Source organism: Helicobacter cynogastricus (assembly GCF_900197855.1).
Lineage (GTDB): Bacteria > Campylobacterota > Campylobacteria > Campylobacterales > Helicobacteraceae > Helicobacter > Helicobacter cynogastricus.
Genome location: NZ_FZMQ01000005.1, coordinates 297,011 through 313,216, shown reverse-complemented (window position 1 = coordinate 313,216; position 16,206 = coordinate 297,011). Strand labels below are relative to the sequence as shown.

At 44.6% G+C, this 16,206-nt stretch carries 20 protein-coding genes and 1 tRNA gene; 15 read left to right on the top strand and 6 right to left on the bottom strand.

Features of this window, described 5'->3' with window-relative positions:
- The first annotated feature begins 21 nt into the window (after window positions 1-21).
- Genes C6H00_RS02885 through hemC form a run of 8 tightly spaced genes read left to right on the top strand, consistent with a single transcriptional unit; the run spans window position 22 to window position 6,329 of the window.
- Window positions 22-462 carry a Dps family protein gene (locus tag C6H00_RS02885; RefSeq protein WP_104749524.1) on the top strand — a complete coding sequence of 147 codons (441 nt, stop codon included), beginning with the start codon at window positions 22-24 and terminating at the stop codon, window positions 460-462.
- A complete protein-coding gene (locus tag C6H00_RS02880) occupies window positions 463-735 on the top strand; it encodes a DUF2018 family protein (protein WP_104749523.1) in 273 nt (90 codons plus the stop codon).
- Window positions 728-1,135: a hypothetical protein gene (locus tag C6H00_RS02875; RefSeq protein ID WP_104749522.1), complete on the top strand. Its 408-nt coding sequence runs from the start codon at window positions 728-730 to the stop codon at window positions 1,133-1,135. The genes C6H00_RS02880 and C6H00_RS02875 overlap by 8 nt, the downstream gene beginning before the upstream one ends.
- Entirely contained in the window at window positions 1,117-2,022 is a 906-nt protein-coding gene (locus C6H00_RS02870; protein ID WP_233704380.1) for a polyprenyl synthetase family protein, read from the top strand. The genes C6H00_RS02875 and C6H00_RS02870 overlap by 19 nt, the downstream gene beginning before the upstream one ends.
- Complete coding sequence (gene hemA / locus C6H00_RS02865) at window positions 2,023-3,333, top strand: glutamyl-tRNA reductase (RefSeq protein ID WP_104749520.1); 1,311 nt, start codon at window positions 2,023-2,025, stop codon at window positions 3,331-3,333.
- Window positions 3,333-5,066 carry a proline--tRNA ligase gene (locus tag C6H00_RS02860; protein ID WP_104749519.1) on the top strand — a complete coding sequence of 578 codons (1,734 nt, stop codon included), beginning with the start codon at window positions 3,333-3,335 and terminating at the stop codon, window positions 5,064-5,066. The genes hemA and C6H00_RS02860 overlap by 1 nt, the downstream gene beginning before the upstream one ends.
- Window positions 5,066-5,425: an FxsA family protein gene (locus tag C6H00_RS02855; RefSeq protein ID WP_104749518.1), complete on the top strand. Its 360-nt coding sequence runs from the start codon at window positions 5,066-5,068 to the stop codon at window positions 5,423-5,425. The genes C6H00_RS02860 and C6H00_RS02855 overlap by 1 nt, the downstream gene beginning before the upstream one ends.
- Window positions 5,415-6,329 (top strand): hydroxymethylbilane synthase, encoded by a 915-nt coding sequence (gene hemC / locus C6H00_RS02850; RefSeq protein WP_104749517.1) that lies wholly within the window; start codon window positions 5,415-5,417, stop codon window positions 6,327-6,329. The genes C6H00_RS02855 and hemC overlap by 11 nt, the downstream gene beginning before the upstream one ends.
- A gap of 213 nt (window positions 6,330-6,542) precedes the next feature.
- On the opposite strand, the gene C6H00_RS02845 is transcribed toward hemC, so the two are convergent.
- Both C6H00_RS02845 and C6H00_RS02840 read right to left on the bottom strand, forming a co-directional pair.
- The gene (locus C6H00_RS02845) at window positions 6,543-9,053 is read right to left on the bottom strand and encodes a molybdopterin guanine dinucleotide-containing S/N-oxide reductase (RefSeq protein ID WP_104749516.1); all 2,511 of its coding nucleotides are present in this window, start codon (window positions 9,051-9,053) and stop codon (window positions 6,543-6,545) included.
- Window positions 9,054-9,064: 11 nt separating this feature from the next.
- On the bottom strand, window positions 9,065-9,640 hold the full coding sequence (locus C6H00_RS02840) for a cytochrome c3 family protein (RefSeq protein ID WP_104749515.1): 576 nt from the start codon (window positions 9,638-9,640) through the stop codon (window positions 9,065-9,067).
- Between the two features lie 68 nt (window positions 9,641-9,708).
- Here C6H00_RS02840 and C6H00_RS02835 point away from each other — a divergent pair, with 68 nt between their 5' ends.
- Genes C6H00_RS02835 through C6H00_RS02820 form a run of 4 tightly spaced genes read left to right on the top strand, consistent with a single transcriptional unit; the run spans window position 9,709 to window position 11,580 of the window.
- Window positions 9,709-10,239: a hypothetical protein gene (locus C6H00_RS02835; RefSeq protein WP_104749514.1), complete on the top strand. Its 531-nt coding sequence runs from the start codon at window positions 9,709-9,711 to the stop codon at window positions 10,237-10,239.
- A 39-nt stretch (window positions 10,240-10,278) separates the two neighbouring features.
- Window positions 10,279-10,947: a glycerol-3-phosphate 1-O-acyltransferase PlsY gene (plsY, locus tag C6H00_RS02830; protein WP_104749513.1), complete on the top strand. Its 669-nt coding sequence runs from the start codon at window positions 10,279-10,281 to the stop codon at window positions 10,945-10,947.
- Entirely contained in the window at window positions 10,944-11,291 is a 348-nt protein-coding gene (locus tag C6H00_RS02825) for a dihydroneopterin aldolase (RefSeq protein WP_104749512.1), read from the top strand. The genes plsY and C6H00_RS02825 overlap by 4 nt, the downstream gene beginning before the upstream one ends.
- A complete protein-coding gene (locus C6H00_RS02820; protein WP_104749511.1) occupies window positions 11,284-11,580 on the top strand; it encodes a TonB-dependent receptor plug domain-containing protein in 297 nt (98 codons plus the stop codon). The genes C6H00_RS02825 and C6H00_RS02820 overlap by 8 nt, the downstream gene beginning before the upstream one ends.
- On the opposite strand, the gene ruvC is transcribed toward C6H00_RS02820, so the two are convergent.
- Window positions 11,537-12,034: a crossover junction endodeoxyribonuclease RuvC gene (gene ruvC, locus C6H00_RS02815; RefSeq protein WP_104749510.1), complete on the bottom strand. Its 498-nt coding sequence runs from the start codon at window positions 12,032-12,034 to the stop codon at window positions 11,537-11,539. The genes C6H00_RS02820 and ruvC overlap by 44 nt on opposite strands.
- Complete coding sequence (locus tag C6H00_RS02810) at window positions 12,034-13,716, bottom strand: methyl-accepting chemotaxis protein (RefSeq protein WP_104749509.1); 1,683 nt, start codon at window positions 13,714-13,716, stop codon at window positions 12,034-12,036. The genes ruvC and C6H00_RS02810 overlap by 1 nt, the downstream gene beginning before the upstream one ends.
- Before the next feature lie 77 nt (window positions 13,717-13,793).
- Here C6H00_RS02810 and C6H00_RS02805 point away from each other — a divergent pair, with 77 nt between their 5' ends.
- Complete coding sequence (locus C6H00_RS02805; protein WP_233704379.1) at window positions 13,794-14,231, top strand: L-threonylcarbamoyladenylate synthase; 438 nt, start codon at window positions 13,794-13,796, stop codon at window positions 14,229-14,231.
- A gap of 4 nt (window positions 14,232-14,235) precedes the next feature.
- Here the strand turns inward: C6H00_RS02805 and C6H00_RS02800 are convergent, their stop codons facing one another.
- Entirely contained in the window at window positions 14,236-14,703 is a 468-nt protein-coding gene (locus tag C6H00_RS02800) for a DUF1104 domain-containing protein (RefSeq protein ID WP_104749508.1), read from the bottom strand.
- Window positions 14,704-14,767: 64 nt separating this feature from the next.
- Complete coding sequence (locus C6H00_RS02795; RefSeq protein ID WP_158655711.1) at window positions 14,768-15,502, bottom strand: DsbA family protein; 735 nt, start codon at window positions 15,500-15,502, stop codon at window positions 14,768-14,770.
- Between the two features lie 116 nt (window positions 15,503-15,618).
- Between C6H00_RS02795 and C6H00_RS02790 the strand changes: the two genes are divergently transcribed.
- Together C6H00_RS02790 and fliW are read left to right on the top strand one after the other, a co-directional pair.
- Window positions 15,619-15,709: transfer RNA gene (locus tag C6H00_RS02790), tRNA-Ser, on the top strand.
- 82 nt (window positions 15,710-15,791) lie between these two features.
- Window positions 15,792-16,205: a flagellar assembly protein FliW gene (fliW, locus tag C6H00_RS02785; protein WP_104749507.1), complete on the top strand. Its 414-nt coding sequence runs from the start codon at window positions 15,792-15,794 to the stop codon at window positions 16,203-16,205.
- Window position 16,206 lies beyond the last annotated feature (1 nt).

Here is a 16,206-nt window from a genome sequence, read left to right as displayed (position 1 = left end):
AACAAAAAGGATTTTATAAAAATGAAAACAAAAGTAGTTGATTTGCTCAAACAGTTACAAGCCGATAGTTTGGTATTGTTCGTGAAGTTGCATAATTTTCATTGGAATGTCAAAGGGCATGATTTTCATGTGGTGCATAAGTTTACCCAAGCGGTTTATGAAGAATTTGCCGAAAAATTTGACGATTTGGCAGAGAGAGTCGCGCAATTAGGTGGTACTCCTGTGGTTACAATGGCAGACGCGCTCAAGCTTGCTCATGTCAAAGAAGAGAGCAAACACAGCTTCCACTCTAAAGAGGTTTTTGAAGCTATCTTAAAAGACTATGAACACCTAGAAAAGCATTTTGCTCTGCTCTCCAAAACTGCCGATGAGGCGGGCGATAAAGTTACCGCATCTTATGCCGATGAAGAATTGGCTAAACTCCAAAAAGCCCTTTGGATGCTCAAGGCAAGCCTCGCCTAAATGAACTCTTTTGAGGTCTTTGATGGCGACCCCATTGAGAAATGGGGCGATGTTCTCTTACACGCCAGTCAAAAGCTGGTGCGCGCCGAATTAGAACGCCTCCTAGAGCTCCAAGCCATCAGCGCGCTCCTCTTGGAGGAAGCGGACTTAGAAGAAAAGCTAGAGGAAATGAGCAAACTCTGCAAACTTGATTCTGGCTTGCAAGAGCGCGTGCAGACTAAGAAAATTGATTTAGTGATGACTTCTATGGCCAATATTTTAGGGCATGAATAGGCTCTTTGTCATCGTGATTGTGTTAGCGCAGATGGCTATGGCAAAGAGCCTAGATAAAATCTTGGATCTGAAAAAAGATCAAATCTATCGTGGGGAGCTCCAGTTAGGCAAATTCAAAAAACCCCTTTCTTTGCGCTGGACTCTCTTTAAAGACGGTGGGTTAGTGGTACTCCTTAAATGTAATGGCTTTCCCTATCAATTCATTTTGTATCCGGATTTTCAGCGCGACACTTTCCGCCTTGATCTCTTTAAAGAGGTGATTCAAACTCAAAGCAGTGAGGGGATAGATCCCACTCCTCCTTATTTCGCCCTCACTTTTAAGAAATTTGACATACACAATGAACAGGCCAGTTTGCGCGTGCGTGCCTCTGACAAGCTCAAATGGATCGAACAACCTTAATGTTAGAAAAAATTGCCCACAGAATCCAAGAATTTTTAGCCCAAGTGCAAAGCGCAGAGGTAGAGCGCATGGCGGCCCTGCTTGGGCAGGGGAAAATGCTACGCAGTAAGCTCATCTTAGCTATTTGCCCAAACCACCCTCAATTAATCGACTTTTGCGCCGTCATTGAGATGATTCAAAGCGCTTCACTCTTGCATGACGATGTGATTGACAACGCCCAAACAAGACGCGCGCAAGCCTCCATTAACCACACATTTGGCAACCAAAACGCAATCATGTTAGGCGACATTTTCTACGCTAAAGCCTTTTTTGAGCTCACCAAATTAGATAGTCAGATCGCCCAATTAGTCGCTCATAGTGTGATGGAACTCTCAAGAGGAGAGATTAAAGATGTGCGCGCCTCAGATACTTTTCACACGGACATAACGCGTTATATTGACATTATCCAAGATAAAAGCGCGTCTTTAATGGTGGCAAGTTGCGCAGGAGCTGCGCTTTTAAGCGGACTTAAGCCCCAAGCCTACCACACTTTTGGGCGCAATTTTGGAATCGCCTTTCAGATTATGGACGATCTATTAGACATCACTCAGCCCAAAGAGGTTTTAGGCAAACCCGCTTTTAGCGATTTTAAAGAGGGCAGAAGCACTCTGCCCTATATTCTACTCTACCAAGAGCTAGACCCCCTAGAGCAAGCCCAGCTACAAGCCTGCTTTAAAAACGCTGATGAGCAAGCCCTAACATGGTGTGCGCAACAATTTAAAGCCCATCATATCGCCCCTAAGGTCTTAGAGCATATCCACCACTACGCCCATTGTGCCCTAGAAGCTATTAAAGGACATGCTAGCTTAGAAAAAGTGGCTTCTAGCTTGATCGAGCGGGAGTTTTGAATGCAGGTGGGGTATCTTACTTTAGGTTTTAGCCATAAACTCTTGCCCATTGAGAGTCGTGAAAAACTGGCGTTCACACAGGGGGCGTTATTAGAATTTCTGAGCCAGTTTAAAAAAGAACATGCTAGCGTGTATGAGATCATGGCACTATGTACTTGTAATCGCGTAGAATTTTACCTTTATGCCCATGAATTTGAGCGTATCGCCCCTCATTTGCTTAAATCCCTCTCTCTAGCCAAAGGGGTGGAGTTTAAGAGCCTGCAAGCCAGCTTAGAAACCCACACCCAAGAGCATGCAATTCACCATGTTTTTTGCGTGGTGAGCAGTTTAGATAGTTTGGTGGTGGGAGAAACCCAAATTACCGGGCAGTTTAAAGAGGCCTTTAAACTCTGTTTACAAGCGGGCTTGTGCGCCAAACACTTAAGCCGTTTGGCCCATTTTGCGCTCAAGTGCGCAGCAGGGGTGCGCAAGGCTACGACAATCTCCTCTCAAGCGGTGTCTATCGCCTCTGTGGCGGTCAAGCAGGCATTAGAGATTTTAAATGTTGAAAAATTAGAAAAGCGCGCGATGGTGGTGGGCATGGGCGAAATGGGGCAATTGGTGTGCAAACACCTACTAGCTAAGGGCTTTGAAATAGAGCTGATTAATCGCAATATAGAGCGCGCGCGCGAGTTTGTCCAAAGTCTAAAAAACCCCCACATCCAAGCCCGCCCCTTGAGCGCGCTAGAAGAGGGGATCAACGCGCATAGCTTTTTATTTTCTGCCACCAGCGCGCCTACTTGTGTGATCACACAAAAAATGGCGCGCCCTTGTGTTTTTAGGCGTTGGTGGTTTGATTTAGCCGTGCCTAGAGACATTGAGCCTCCTATAGAACCTAATATTTGGCTTTATAGTGTGGACGATTTGCAGGGCGTAGCAACGCAGAATTTAGAGCAACGCCAAAAGGATACGCGCCATGCCTACCAAGTGGTGGGACAATTTAGCGTGCAATTTGCCCAGTGGCTACAGAGTTTAGAAGTAGACCCCCTCATCAAAGACTTAAGGGAACTGGCCAAGCAAGCTGCATTAAAAGAACTCCAGCGCGCCATTAAAAAGGGCTACTTGCCCCAAGAATACGAACAAAATGTCGCGCGCATTTTACACAACGCTTTTAACACCTTTTTGCACCCCCCCACCGCTACGCTCAAAAAAAGCGCGCACAAACCTGAGAGTGATATGCTGGGCGAATCTTTGAAAACCTTGTTTAACTTAGGCAAAGAGAGTCTTTTTATCAACCGCTACAAATGCGAATTTAGCGAAGAAGGATTTTGATGCGTTTTTCTCAACTCTTTGCCCCCACTACAAAGGAAGTCCCTAAGGACGCGCTCTTAAAAAGCCACCGCTACATGTTGCAAGGTGGCTACATCCAGCAAATGGGCAGCGGGCTTTACCATTTTTTGCCCTTAGGGCATAAGGTCTTAAATAAGATCCGTGCAGTGGTTAAGGAGGTGATGGATTCTTATGGCGCGCAGGAGTGTACTTTAGGCTTTGTCGTGCCCGCTTTCTTATGGCAGGAGAGCGGGCGTTTTGAACAATATGGCAAAGAGCTTTTAAGCTTCCCTGATCGCAAAAACAATCTTTGTGTGCTCTCCCCCACCCATGAGGAGGCGATCACCCAAATTGCTAAATCCCATATCAAGAGTTATAAACAACTCCCGCTCAATCTCTACCAAATCCATACCAAGTTTCGCGATGAAATCCGTCCGCGCTTTGGCTTGCTACGCGCGCGCGAATTTGTGATGAAGGACGCCTATAGTTTCCATGCTAACACAGAGTGCTTGGATAAGGAATTTGAGCGCATGCATGCTGCCTATAGTGAAATTTGCACGAGATTAGGGTTGAATTTTCGCGCGGTAGAGGCAGATAGCGGGGCGATTGGAGGAAGCAAAAGTCAAGAATTTGTGATCTTGACTGAGTGCGGGGAAGATAGCGTACTTGTATGTCAAGAATGCCGTTACGCGGCCAATGTGGAGATCGCCAAGCGCGCCAAACGCCCCGAGCCAGAAATTGTCCCCAAAGCCCAGTTTGCAAAATTCCACACCCCTGATACTCCCACCATTGAAGCCCTGAGCTCTTTTTTTAAAGTGCATCCTTACTTTTTGATGAAGGCGCTGATCAAAAAAGCCCGCTTGAGCGATCGCACGCGCCCGGTGGTGTTTTTCTTAAGAGGAGATGATCAGTTAGAGGAAACCAAAGCCCTCAACGCCTTTAATAGAATTGCACCAGAGAGCGCGCTCGAGTTAGGGGAGATGAGCGCGCACGAAATCGGAGAGTTAGGCTTGCCTGTGGGTTATATCGGGGCTTATGGGATTAAAAATATTGTGCCTGATATGGAAGTGATCTTTGATATAGACTTGCAAGAGGCGGATTGTTTGATCTGTGGAGCTAATGAAGTAGATCAACACTTTGTAGGCGTGGATTTATCCACCTTTGCAGGGCTAAATTACCAAGACATCGCCCAAGCGCGCCCCAAAGATGCGTGTCCGGAGTGTGGGGGGGCTTTGGGTGAACAGCGCAGTATTGAGGTGGGGCATATTTTCAAACTAGGCAATAAGTATTCTAAGAGTCTAGAGGCGCGTTTTTTAGATCAAGAAGGGCGGCTGCAATATTTTGAAATGGGGTGTTATGGGATTGGGGTGAGCCGTTTGATGAGCGCGATCTTAGAGCAAAATAGCGATGAAAAGGGGTGTGTATGGAGCAAATCCAGCGCGCCCTTTGAGGTGGTGGTGTTGGTGGCTAACTCTAAAGATAGCGCGTTAGAGAGCTTAGGTGAAGAACTCTATAAAGAGCTCAAGGGAGCGGGTGTAGATGCCCTCTTAGATGATAGAATCGATCGCTTTGGGGCAAAGATGGCAGATTTTGAGCTCATCGGATGTGCGCACGCGCTCATTGTGGGCAAACAAGCCCTAGAAGGGCAATTTGAGCTCATCACAAGGCAGGGTTTACACAAGCGCGTGATCGCACGCGAAAACATTGTATCTACCCTCCTAGAGGCGCGTAGCTAATGCCCTTTTTATTCGTTTTAGGTGTGTTCTACCTCATTATAGAGGTTTTTCTCATCATGAGTGTGGTGGGACAATTTGGGCTCTTGAGCTTTCTTTTAGAAGTGGCTTTAAGCGCACTTTTAGGTGGGGGCGCGTTGTTAAAAGGCTCACTCAAGGTGCTAGATTTAAGAGATCGTGATCCCTTAGCGTGGATGGAGGGAGTGTTTTTGCGCACTATTGGGGGCTTGCTCTTGATTTTGCCCGGGGTGCTTTGTGATGTCTTTGGGCTCTTGGCTTTGCTGGTAGCGTGGCTGAGAAAACCCCCTAGAAAAGATGATGGAATCATTGATGTTGAGGTGTTAGATAAAGATGGGCGCTAAATTAGTCATTGGGAGTCGGGGGAGTGTTTTAGCCCTTTGGCAGGCCAGACATGTACAAGAACTCTTAAAACCTCTAGGCTTAGAGAGTGAAATTAGAGTAGTGAAAACTAAGGGGGATAAGATTTTAGATGTGCCCCTAGCCCAAATCGGGGGCAAGGGGCTTTTCACTAAAGAGTTAGAGGTTTTGCTTCTTAAGGGAGAAATTGATTTAGCTGTGCATTCGCTCAAAGATGTCCCTGTGGACTTAGAAGAAGGTTTGATCTTGGCCTGTGTGAGCGCGCGCGCCAACCCTAAGGATTGCTTTTTAAGTTACAAATACCCCAACCTACAATCTTTACCCCCTCATGCGCGTGTGGGCACAACCTCGCTTAGGCGCGCCATGCAGCTTAAAGCCCTGCGCACGGATACTGACCCCTTGAGTTTGCGCGGGAATGTACAAAGGCGTTTGGAACGCCTACAAAAAGGGGACTTTGAGGCGATCGTTTTAGCCTGCGCGGGGGTGGAGCGCTTAGGGCTTGAGTTGCCCTATCAAGTGCCCTTGAGCCTAGAGGAGATGATTCCTAGTATGGGACAGGGCGCGCTGGGTATTGAAATGCGCGTCAATCATCCTCTTTTAAATCAAGTAGCGCGCCTTAATGATCCTTATAGCGCGCTGTGTTGTGGCTTAGAACGGGATTTTGTGCGCGCTTTAGGAGGAGGCTGTCAAGTGCCCTTAGGCGTGCATGTGCGCTTGCAAGGCGATCGGCTTGAAATGCGCGCCATTGTGGGGCTAGTAGATGGCAAGACCTTTATTAAAGAACACGCTACAGCCCCGCGCGATCGCGCTCAAGAGCTTGTCTGCAACCTAGTCCACACCTTCAAGCAAAAAGGCGCGCTAGAAATCCTCGCCCAAGCGCAACTATAAACCCCTAGAGTTTTCTAATTTCTGTTAGAGGCACAAGAATATTTTAAGAGTTTTATATTTGGCTAGGTTGTCAGTGGGCGAGCAAAACCTTTAATTTGCATTTGCAAAGGATTTTTACGGTGCTAGAGTCTTGGATACAAGTGATATCGATATTTTTATTATTTATCTAAAAGTTAGCTAAAAACCTCCTCTTGAGAGGTTTTTAGCAAGGCTCTAAGCCTTCTTGATATGTGGAGCTTTAAACGCGCTCAAAGCAGGTAGGGGTTTTGTGTACTTCTCAATATTGACCAGACTCGTGTGTGCGCAGTTGGCATTAGAGAGCTTGGAGGCGGGTCTATCCTGAGTGAGCACATTCGCGCTTCCGGTTTTGCACAATCCTTTAGAATCAGGATCATACCAAGAACCCTCGCACAAACGCACTACGCCCGGAGCGATGCGATCGCTCACCTGCGCGCCAGCCAAAACCTCTCCACGATCGTTGAACACCCGCACTACATCTCCATTTTTGATCCCCAATTTTTTAGCATCTGTGGCATTGATCAAAAGCGGTTCGCGATCTTGCACGGCGTATTCCTTGCGCAAACTAGTTTGGCAAAGTTGAGAATGTAGGCGGTATTTGGAATGGCTTGTTAGAAGGTGAAAAGGGGTTTTTGATGTGGCATTGCCCAACCATTCACTAGGTTCAAACCACATTGGATGTCCTTGACAATCCTCGTATTTGTAGTCAGCTACCCGCTTGGGGTAAATTTCAATAAGTCCGGAGTCTGTGCCTAGGGCGTTGAGAATAGGGTCTTCTAGGAAGTCGCCAAAACGCACCCATTCTTGGCTTTCTGTTGTGGGCTGGAAAGTGATGGGTGTGTTTTTTGCCCAAAACTCTTCAAAACTGGGCATGGGGGTGAAGAGTTCGCCAAAGCTTTGGGTTTGTTTGCGTGCGCTCTCATAGTATTCGCGGATAAAATCCTTAGGAGCTTGATTATTTTTAGTGAAGAGATTAAAGACCTCCTGCCCATAGTGGCGAGCAAGATCGCTAAAAACCTGATAATCGTCCTTGCTCTCCCCAATGGGTGCGACTGCCTGCTTCATGGGCACAATGTTCATGTTGGAGTAGTCGCCTGTCATGGTAATATCATCGCGCTCATAAGGAGAGGTGATGGGAAAAAGAATATCTGCCATTTTGGCTGTGGGAGTCCAATAAATTTCATTGACCACCACCGTGCGGGGTTTGCGCCACGCGCGCAGGTTATTATTGGTATTTTGGTGGTGTACGATGGGATTGCCTCCCACCCAGTAGATAAAGTCAATATCCGGGTAGGTGATCTTTTTCCCATTATGATCGATAGTTTTGCCCGGGTTAAGCAGAGCATCGGCGATACGTGCCACAGGGATCGCGCTACTACCATCTTTCTCTAACCATTCTGGACCTTGTGCGCTCTGTGTTTCAGAGACCAAGCCTAAAAATTTGCCCTTTTCCCATACCCCTCTTTTAAGTGCGTCCATGCCAGGGATCACTCCGCCCTTGCAGGTAGGCACGCCCCCATTGCTATAGTGATAACTCAAGCCAAAGCCCCCGCCTTTAGTGCCAATTTGCCCAAGCATGCACGCTAGGGTTACAAGCATCCAATGGGGTTGTTCGCCATGGTGAGCACGTTGCATCGCCCAACCACTCATAATCATAGTAGGCTGGGTAGCAAAAAGAATCGCTAGTCTTTTAATGGTAGGCGCGTCTATGCCACAAATTTGGCTTGCCCATTGCGGAGTTTTGGGTGTATTGTCTTTTTTGCCTAATAAATATTCTAAGAAAATCTCAAAACCAGTAGTGTAATTCTCTAAGAATTTTTTATCATGCTTGTTGGTATCTACAAGGTGGTAAGCCATGCCCAACATGAGTGCCACATCGCTATTAGGGCGCACGGCAATCCACTCTGCGCCCAAAAATTCTGCCGTATCTGTGCGGATAGGATCGATGCAAATTACCTTAATTTTGCTCTTTTTGAGCTTTTCAAAATAGGCTAGCCCACGCTGATCGGTGGCTGTATAGGCGATACGCAAGGTGCTTAGAGGATCAGAACCCCAAATCACCACGCATTTAGAATGTTCTAAAATATTTTCCCATGAGGTCTGCTGTTCATACACCTCAATTGAGCCCACTACATAGGGCATGATCACCTGTGAAGCCCCCGTAGAGTAATCTCCAAGTCCTCCTACAAAGCCTCCTGTGAGATTTAAGAAGCGGTGTAAAAGCGTGCGCGCATTGTGCATGTTCCCGCTGGATTTCCAACCATAACTGCCCCCATAAATGGCATTATTCCCCTTGCTCTCTCGGGTTTTGCGCAACTCTTGGGCGGCCAATGCGATCGCTTTTTCATAGGGCACACGCACAAAGGGTTCTTTACCTCGCAAGTGTGGTTTAGGATTATTAGGGTCTTTAAGATAGGATTGACGCACATATGTGTATTTGACCCGAGAGTTATAAACTAGATCGGGGACATAGTGTTGCAAGGGGTTGTCCATTTGGGTTACTTTCTCCCAAGGCTGGCTTTTAACTAGTTTGCCCTCTTTAATGCTAAGTTGCAGGGCACCCCAGTGAGCAGCGCTGATTACAGAACCATTGCGCACAAGACCGGGCTTAATGTTCACTTTTTGAGAAGCTTGCAGGGCGGAGGGGAAGAGGGGCAACGCGCTCAAAGAAGCACTGAGTTGTAAAAATCTGCGGCGATCTAACATAAGGAAGCCTTTTAATGGGATTTAGAATCTTGGGCGTTTTTTTGCAAGTATTGGATGACCAGCCAACGATCCTTTTTGGGAATGGCGGTGCGCTCTTGCATGGAGCGGAAAATAGAGGGCCATGCATTGGCACGGAATTCTTGGGGTTTGTGCAAGGCGTGGCAAGTGCTGCAATTGCTAGAAAAAAGCTCTTGGGCATGGATGAGCATCGCCTGTAAATCAGAGCTAAATTTGGCCTTATCTGTCCAAACCTCAATGCTCACACGATCCCATTTGCCCTCTTTAGAGGGGGTATGACTGGTAAATTTTAAAGGCGTATTCTTAGCAAAGGCGGCTACGAGCACGCGCTGGTGATCGTTAGCATAGATCACAGAGGGGGCTTTGGGGTTGGAGTAGCCCTCAATGCGCACTAAAACGCGCGATCCTTGAGTTTTTACAACGCTAAAGGCGTTGGTAGGTAACAAACGCCCAGCGACTTTAGAATCTTCAGGGTGCAAATAGAGGGAAAGCACCTCTGGACTATAGAGCAAATTTTGCGCCTGTAAAAACCCGGTAGCGACCAAAGCCAACAATGCATGTATTCTCATAAATATCCTTTGTTGATATTTAATGTTATTTTAGCGCATTTAAGGCCTAGAGTGCTATAGTTTAGCCCATGAGAGTGCTTAAATTTGCGTTGTTATTATTTTTTTGTGCTTGTGCGCCTAAGTCTTCTCCTTTAGCTAGTTTAGTAACCTTTGACATTGCTTATAAAGGTAGTGCTGTCAAAACCTATTGGCGCAAAGTGGGGGATCAAAACTCTAAGGAGTTTATGCTTGGAAGTAATAACTGGTTTTTATTATTGTTGCGGGATACCTTTAGAAAGGCCAAAATAGAAAGTCGGTTATTAGAGCCGGGTATTTATTATTTGGCTTCCTTTGAGGTGCAGGTAGGGGATCGTTTGCTTAAAAGCCAAACCACTTTGCCTAGATGGCGCACAGGCTGGGATAATGCCCATCAAAAACCACTTTTTTTAGCCTTTGAGGTCAAACCCCATACGCCTTTAAAACTCCCCCCTATTGAATTGACTATCCAACATATTCCAAGAGATAAGAAACGAAAAATCCAAGAAAGTTATGAGGTAAATTTTTTATTCAATGACAAGCAAGGGGTTTTGATTCCGGGGCGTTACATAAAGTCGTTTTGATTTTTCGTTATAATTTGGTTTTCAAGATAAAGGTAGCACATGGAGAATCTTTTAGTTTTTTTGACAAATATCAATGTTATTTTCTATCTCATCGGGTATTTTGTGGGGGGAATTCCCTTTGGATATTGGATTGTTAAAATGCGCTACAAAGTGGACATTACTAAAGAGGGGAGTAGAGGGACTGGGGCTACTAATGTAGTGCGCGTGGTAAATAGCATTGATCCTACTAGGGCTAAAAAATTAGGTACAAGCGTGTTGGTCTTGGATTTACTTAAGGGAGTGTTTTGCGTATTATTGACAAAGCTTGCGGGGTTAAGCTATGAAGCGCAATGGATGGTCGCCATTATGACCATTCTAGGGCATTGCTATTCGCCTTTTTTGGGCTTTAAGGGGGGTAAGGGCGTGAGCACAACGATGGGAGCGGTGCTTTTGTTAATTCCAGTAGAGAGCCTAATTGGTTTAGCCTTGTGGGCATTTATTGGCAAAAAACTCAAAATTTCCTCTTTAGCTTCTATTGTGGGCGTGGGTTTAGCGACCTTGCTTCTTTTTGTCATTCCTCTTTTGCATATCCATTTGCCCGCGCCCATCAATGTGGACGCACAAGTTGGTACACGCACCCCTATGGTACTTGTTTTTCTTTTCACACTTTACAAGCATTGGCCTAATTTGCTCAACCTCTTCAGTGGGCGAGAAAAGAAAATTCTATGACTCTGCTCATAGAGGATTTTCATCTTAATGCAATCATTGGCGTGCAAGAAAGCGAGCAGGAACACCCTCAACCTTTGATTGTTAATTTAGAGGTTGATTACTACTACAGCGATTTAAATCCTTACTTGGATTATATGGACATTATGGAAGTTGTACAACAACAATTATCTACCATGCGCTACACTCTCCTAGAAGAGGCTTTAAAAGGAGTGAGTGTGCAACTTAAGCAACGCTTCCCTAGTATTGCCAAGCTTACCATGAGCATTAAAAAGCCTCAAGCATGCCAAAGTGCGCTTGTAGGAGCGCGCATGTGTAAAAACTTTGAAAGGAGTGAGCATGACTAAAATTTCTCTTGTGAGTTTGTTTATGGTAGGGTTGTATCTTAATCCTTTGGTTGCACTTGAGCAAAACATGAAGAAGCAGGCCGAAAAACCTCCAAAAATACATCAAAAATTTAAATATAACAACACAGAAACTATCAAGCGCAAAGAGTTGCAACAACGGCAAAGCAACGAACCTAGCGATCTTTTTAAAACGGATGCAAGTATCAATACCTCATCTAATTCCCAAACGCAATTACGCGGGCTTTCTAGCGATTTGGCGCGTGTGAGTGTTGATGGGGCATGGCAATAGCGTGGCGTTGTTGGGCGTGCGTGAGCGCAACTGCCAGGGCATCGGTGATGTCTAAGGGCTTGATCGCGTTTTTAAGCCCTAGAATTTTTTTGACCATGAAGGCAACTTGTTCCTTACTTGCCTTGCCATGCCCGCTGATAGCGCGCTTGATTTGTAGGGGGGTGTATTCGCTAAAACCTCCCACACTCTGTAAGATTTTTAAACTTAAAGCCCCTCTAAATTGGGCAAGCTTGAGCACACTCTTAGGGTTGTAGGCGTAAAAAATATCCTCTATAGCCACTTCTGTAATAGGATAGGTGTTTAAAATTTGATCCAAACCCTCTATCATCTCCAAAATCTGGGCTTGTAAAGGGGCGTTTTGAATGTGGATAAACCCCGCACCGATCAATTTGCTATGCACATCCACGACCCCATAGCCACATTTGCGACTTCCCGGATCGATGCCCAAGATCATTAAGAATTAAACTGATTGATATTGTTATCCAAAGTTTCTGTTGCTCCATGCAGCTGATCGGCTGCCTTGATAATCTTAGCTGCCTCTATAGCGTTATTTTTATTGATTGCTTCAATGCCATCAAACTGAGGTTTCATGCTTTCTATATCTTGCTTAGTGCCTACAAAATTCCCAATCGACATATCCACTTGCTGGACCACAAATTCAAGACTTGAATTCATGTCCTTAAACTTGTCTTGCATCTCTAAGCCCACACTATTAAGCTCTTCAATCTTTTTAGAATTGAGATTCATCTGTGTAGAAACATCGTTGATTTCTTGAACAATCAAGCCAATGGTAGAGTTAATCTCTGCTAGACTTTTTTGGGTGCGTGCAGCTAAATTACGCACTTCATCGGCCACTACCGCAAACCCGCGCCCGTGCTCACCCGCGCGCGCGGCTTCAATGGCAGCGTTGAGGGCAAGTAAATTAGTTTGATCGGCGATGTCGTTGATGATATGCAAAATACTCTTGACGCTGTCAGCGTTTTTACTAAGTTGCTCTACCTTGCTAGCCAACTCTTCTTCTGTGCGCGAAGCTTCAGTAATTTGAGCAAATAAAGTGGCGATCGCATTATTGGAAGTTTTAATTGAACCTTGCACTTCCACAAGACTTTTTTGACTTTCTTGAGCTTGATCGATAGAAGTGTTTAATACCTGATTGATCTCAATTGTTCGGTTTTTAACTTGACTAATCAAGGCTGAACGCTTGGCCATCTCATTCATTGCTTCTAAAATGACATCCTTGAGCATACTAGCGATTTCCTTACTGCCTTTGCTTGTATCCTTAATGTCATTAAAGAATTTTTGCATGTGCTCTACAAAGTGGTTTACACCTTTCCCCACCTCTGCAATCTCGTCGCTACCATTAATACGGATGCGCTGAGTAAGATCGCGCTCCCCTTGATTAAAGCTATGCATCATGTGCACCAGTATGTGCAAACGCCTAACAATGCTGTAGTAAACAAGCAAAGAGGTTACCACAATAAAGAAGCCTACGATACAAGCGATGTAATAGATCAAATCATGGAGATTTTTAGAAACCTTTTGCTTGATTTCCTTGCGCGTGTGCTCAGTGGCACTCAAAATATCACTGAAATAAGAGGTAGAAACGATGACCATGCCACTTGTAGGGTCGTAATGACTATAAGCAACTTTGGGTTCAGGATTTCCTCCTGCAAATTTAGGCATTTTGTAATAGGTATAGCCTCCCCCTTGCCGTGCCTGCTCAATGTAACCCCGCACATAGTACACGCCATCTACACTCATGGCATTCAAACCACTTTTACCAACGGTGTCAGGATTGACCGGATCAAAGAGCACGGTACCCTGCATGTCCACCACAACCATATAAATCATGCCCTTATCATTATTGATTTCACCAAAGTAGTTTAAAGCCATCTTCCTAGCTTCCTCTTTAGGGAAATTTTTGTAATAGACAGCGATTCCTTGTTCAATGAGGTGGGTGTCGTATTTTAAAGTGTTCTCTCTATGTTGCATATCTCCCTTTGTTTCGCTCGCAATTACAGAGTGGATAAGGCGGTATTGCTTATGGTCAGCTATTGCGATGATTGCAACCCCTACCACAGAAAGAGACAAGAGGATCGCTCCTATAATTTTAACGCCAAGGTTGCCAAAGTTCATGTAAACCCCATTCTACTTAGTTGTCCGATTCTAACAGAAGTAACATAAAAGCGCTTAAATGCGCTAAAATTGAGTTTATGAATACGAATATTATTTTGATGCAAAGCGACACCACTGCTGGGTTTTTTAGTTCTAACGCGCACACTCTTAATCGCGCCAAACATAGTCCTCAAAATAAACCTTTATTGCAGGTATTAACCAGTTTGCGCGCCCTACCTGTGCGTGTGCCCTCCATCCACCGCTCCTTTGTCCGCCGTGCGCGCAAAACTAGCTTCATTTACCCTACCAACCCTCCCCAAAGTTACAGAGTGATTCAGCACTCCCAAGCACAATACCCCCTAGAAATTCTAGGACAACTTTATAGCACATCTGCTAACTTGAGTGGAAAAGATTTTGATTTGCAATGGGCTCACCAAACAGCCACAATTATTATTGAAGATAAACGCAAGCTCTATCAGGCCCCCTCCTCGACCATTTTTAAACTCTCACGCACGCGCAAAAAACGCTGGCGTTAACACCTTACTTTGTTTTGGATTGTGTCACACCACTGGGTGTAAAACCATTTTTTTGCAAGTCTTCATAGAAGGTTTTAGATTGCAAAGTGGTTTTCCAGTGGTTCAAGTAGGCATACTCCGCCTCAACTTCCTCTTTAAGATTGTCTACATTTTGAATCCTGAGCGCAAGAGCCTTTTTGATCGCATCTAGGCGTTTCTGGCGTTGAGCAGGGCTGAGTTTGGCGATATTTTTAGCCAAAACGATTTGAAAATGCTTTTGAAAATCCGCTTGATGCTTGGGAGTCATTTTGTTATAGCGATTTTTCATCTCGCTGAGATAGCTGATCACTTTATCTGCCTCTATTTTGCCTGCCATGTCTAGCATCTCTTGATCGGGTTTAGCATGGTACTCGGGAAAAACATTCAACCCAATATCTTGCGCCCCTAAACTACAAAAGAGCCCCGCTACTACAACTGCACTAAAAAACTTCATTTCGCATCCTTACTATAAAAATTTAAGCCCGCATTATAGCATTATTTATTTTTTTTCTCAAAGATTATTGATATTCATAAATAAAAGGCACGCTTTCAATTCCTGTTGCTAAGATCTTTTTAGTAGTTTTTTCAACTTCTTGAATCTTGTCATCGGAAACTTCCCCGGGTTCGTAATTAGTAGCATAGATTTTCTCTAGCATAGCAATCTTATCCTCTGTGGTGCGCGCTTGTTTGATTTGTGTCAATATATCTGCTGCTTTAAGCGTGGATTTTTGCCCCAAAAGACCGACAACCACCATGTGCACATTAGCATCTTTGAGTCGTTCATGAACATGCCGTAATTCATTTTGGCAGTGTGGGCATCTAGGATCAGAAACAATGTAAAGATTTTTGGCGTTCTTGTTTTTGGAAACAAGATTGATCACATAATCCTTAGGCAAACCGCTGAACAAGGCATTAAGTTTAGCCCCATTAGCTTGTTTAAAATTGTGTGAACTGGTTTTATGATAAACACCATTTAAAAGCGCAATGTCTTGATTATCTTTACTAAAAAAGACACTCCCTAGCCCTAACACCATGCTCCCATCTTTATTGGCTAACAAAGGGATATGGTATTTTGTCTCTGGATCCTCAACCACCACCACCTGAAAATCTTTATCAGATTTTAAAGGCAATGTTTCTAAAACGCGCACCTCTTTTTTTGTTTGTTGGCGAATAAGATTTACAACATTATCGCCCACCCCTTTAGCACTTAACAAGCCTGCACAGACACACATAGCATAAACAATTTTACGCATCCAAAACCTTAGAAGTAGAATTTGACCCTATCTTACTATCAAATAACTAATAACGGACTTTGATATTTACAACATTAAGATAATTGTTAACTTAGAGTGATTATAATTTAGCTTTTGGACAGGTGGGTGAGTTGGCTGAAACCACATCCCTGCTAAGGATGCGTAGCTGCAAGGTTACCGAGGGTTCGAATCCCTCCCTGTCCGCCACCCTTAAAAATTCCCCTCTCACTTTTTACATTTTTTGGAACAGCTTTTGCTGAGGCTTTGCATATTTGCTTAAAGGAACAGCATGCATTACCAACTCAAAGCTCCCATTCTTGGATTTGAAAACATTATGGAAGTTGAGCTCACTAAGATTGACGAACTCTTTAGCAAAGTGAGTAGCTTAGATGGCACGATCAGTCTAGTCTTAGCCAACCCATACAAACTTAGAGAATATAGTTTTAGCATTCCTAAGTACATTGAATTACTCTTGGAATTAGATGGAAATTCTGAAGTAGAGGTTTTTTGCGTGGTGGTTGTGCAAAAAAACCTAGAAGATTCGATGGTCAATTTCTTAGCACCTTTGATTTTTAACCCTGATAATGGTTATGCTGCCCAAATTCCTCTCTCCATCATGGATTATCCAGATTTTGGCTTCAGAGAAGCGATCAAATCTTTTGTGCCTCCCCTTCAAGCAACTCCACAACAAGCAAGTCGTTAAG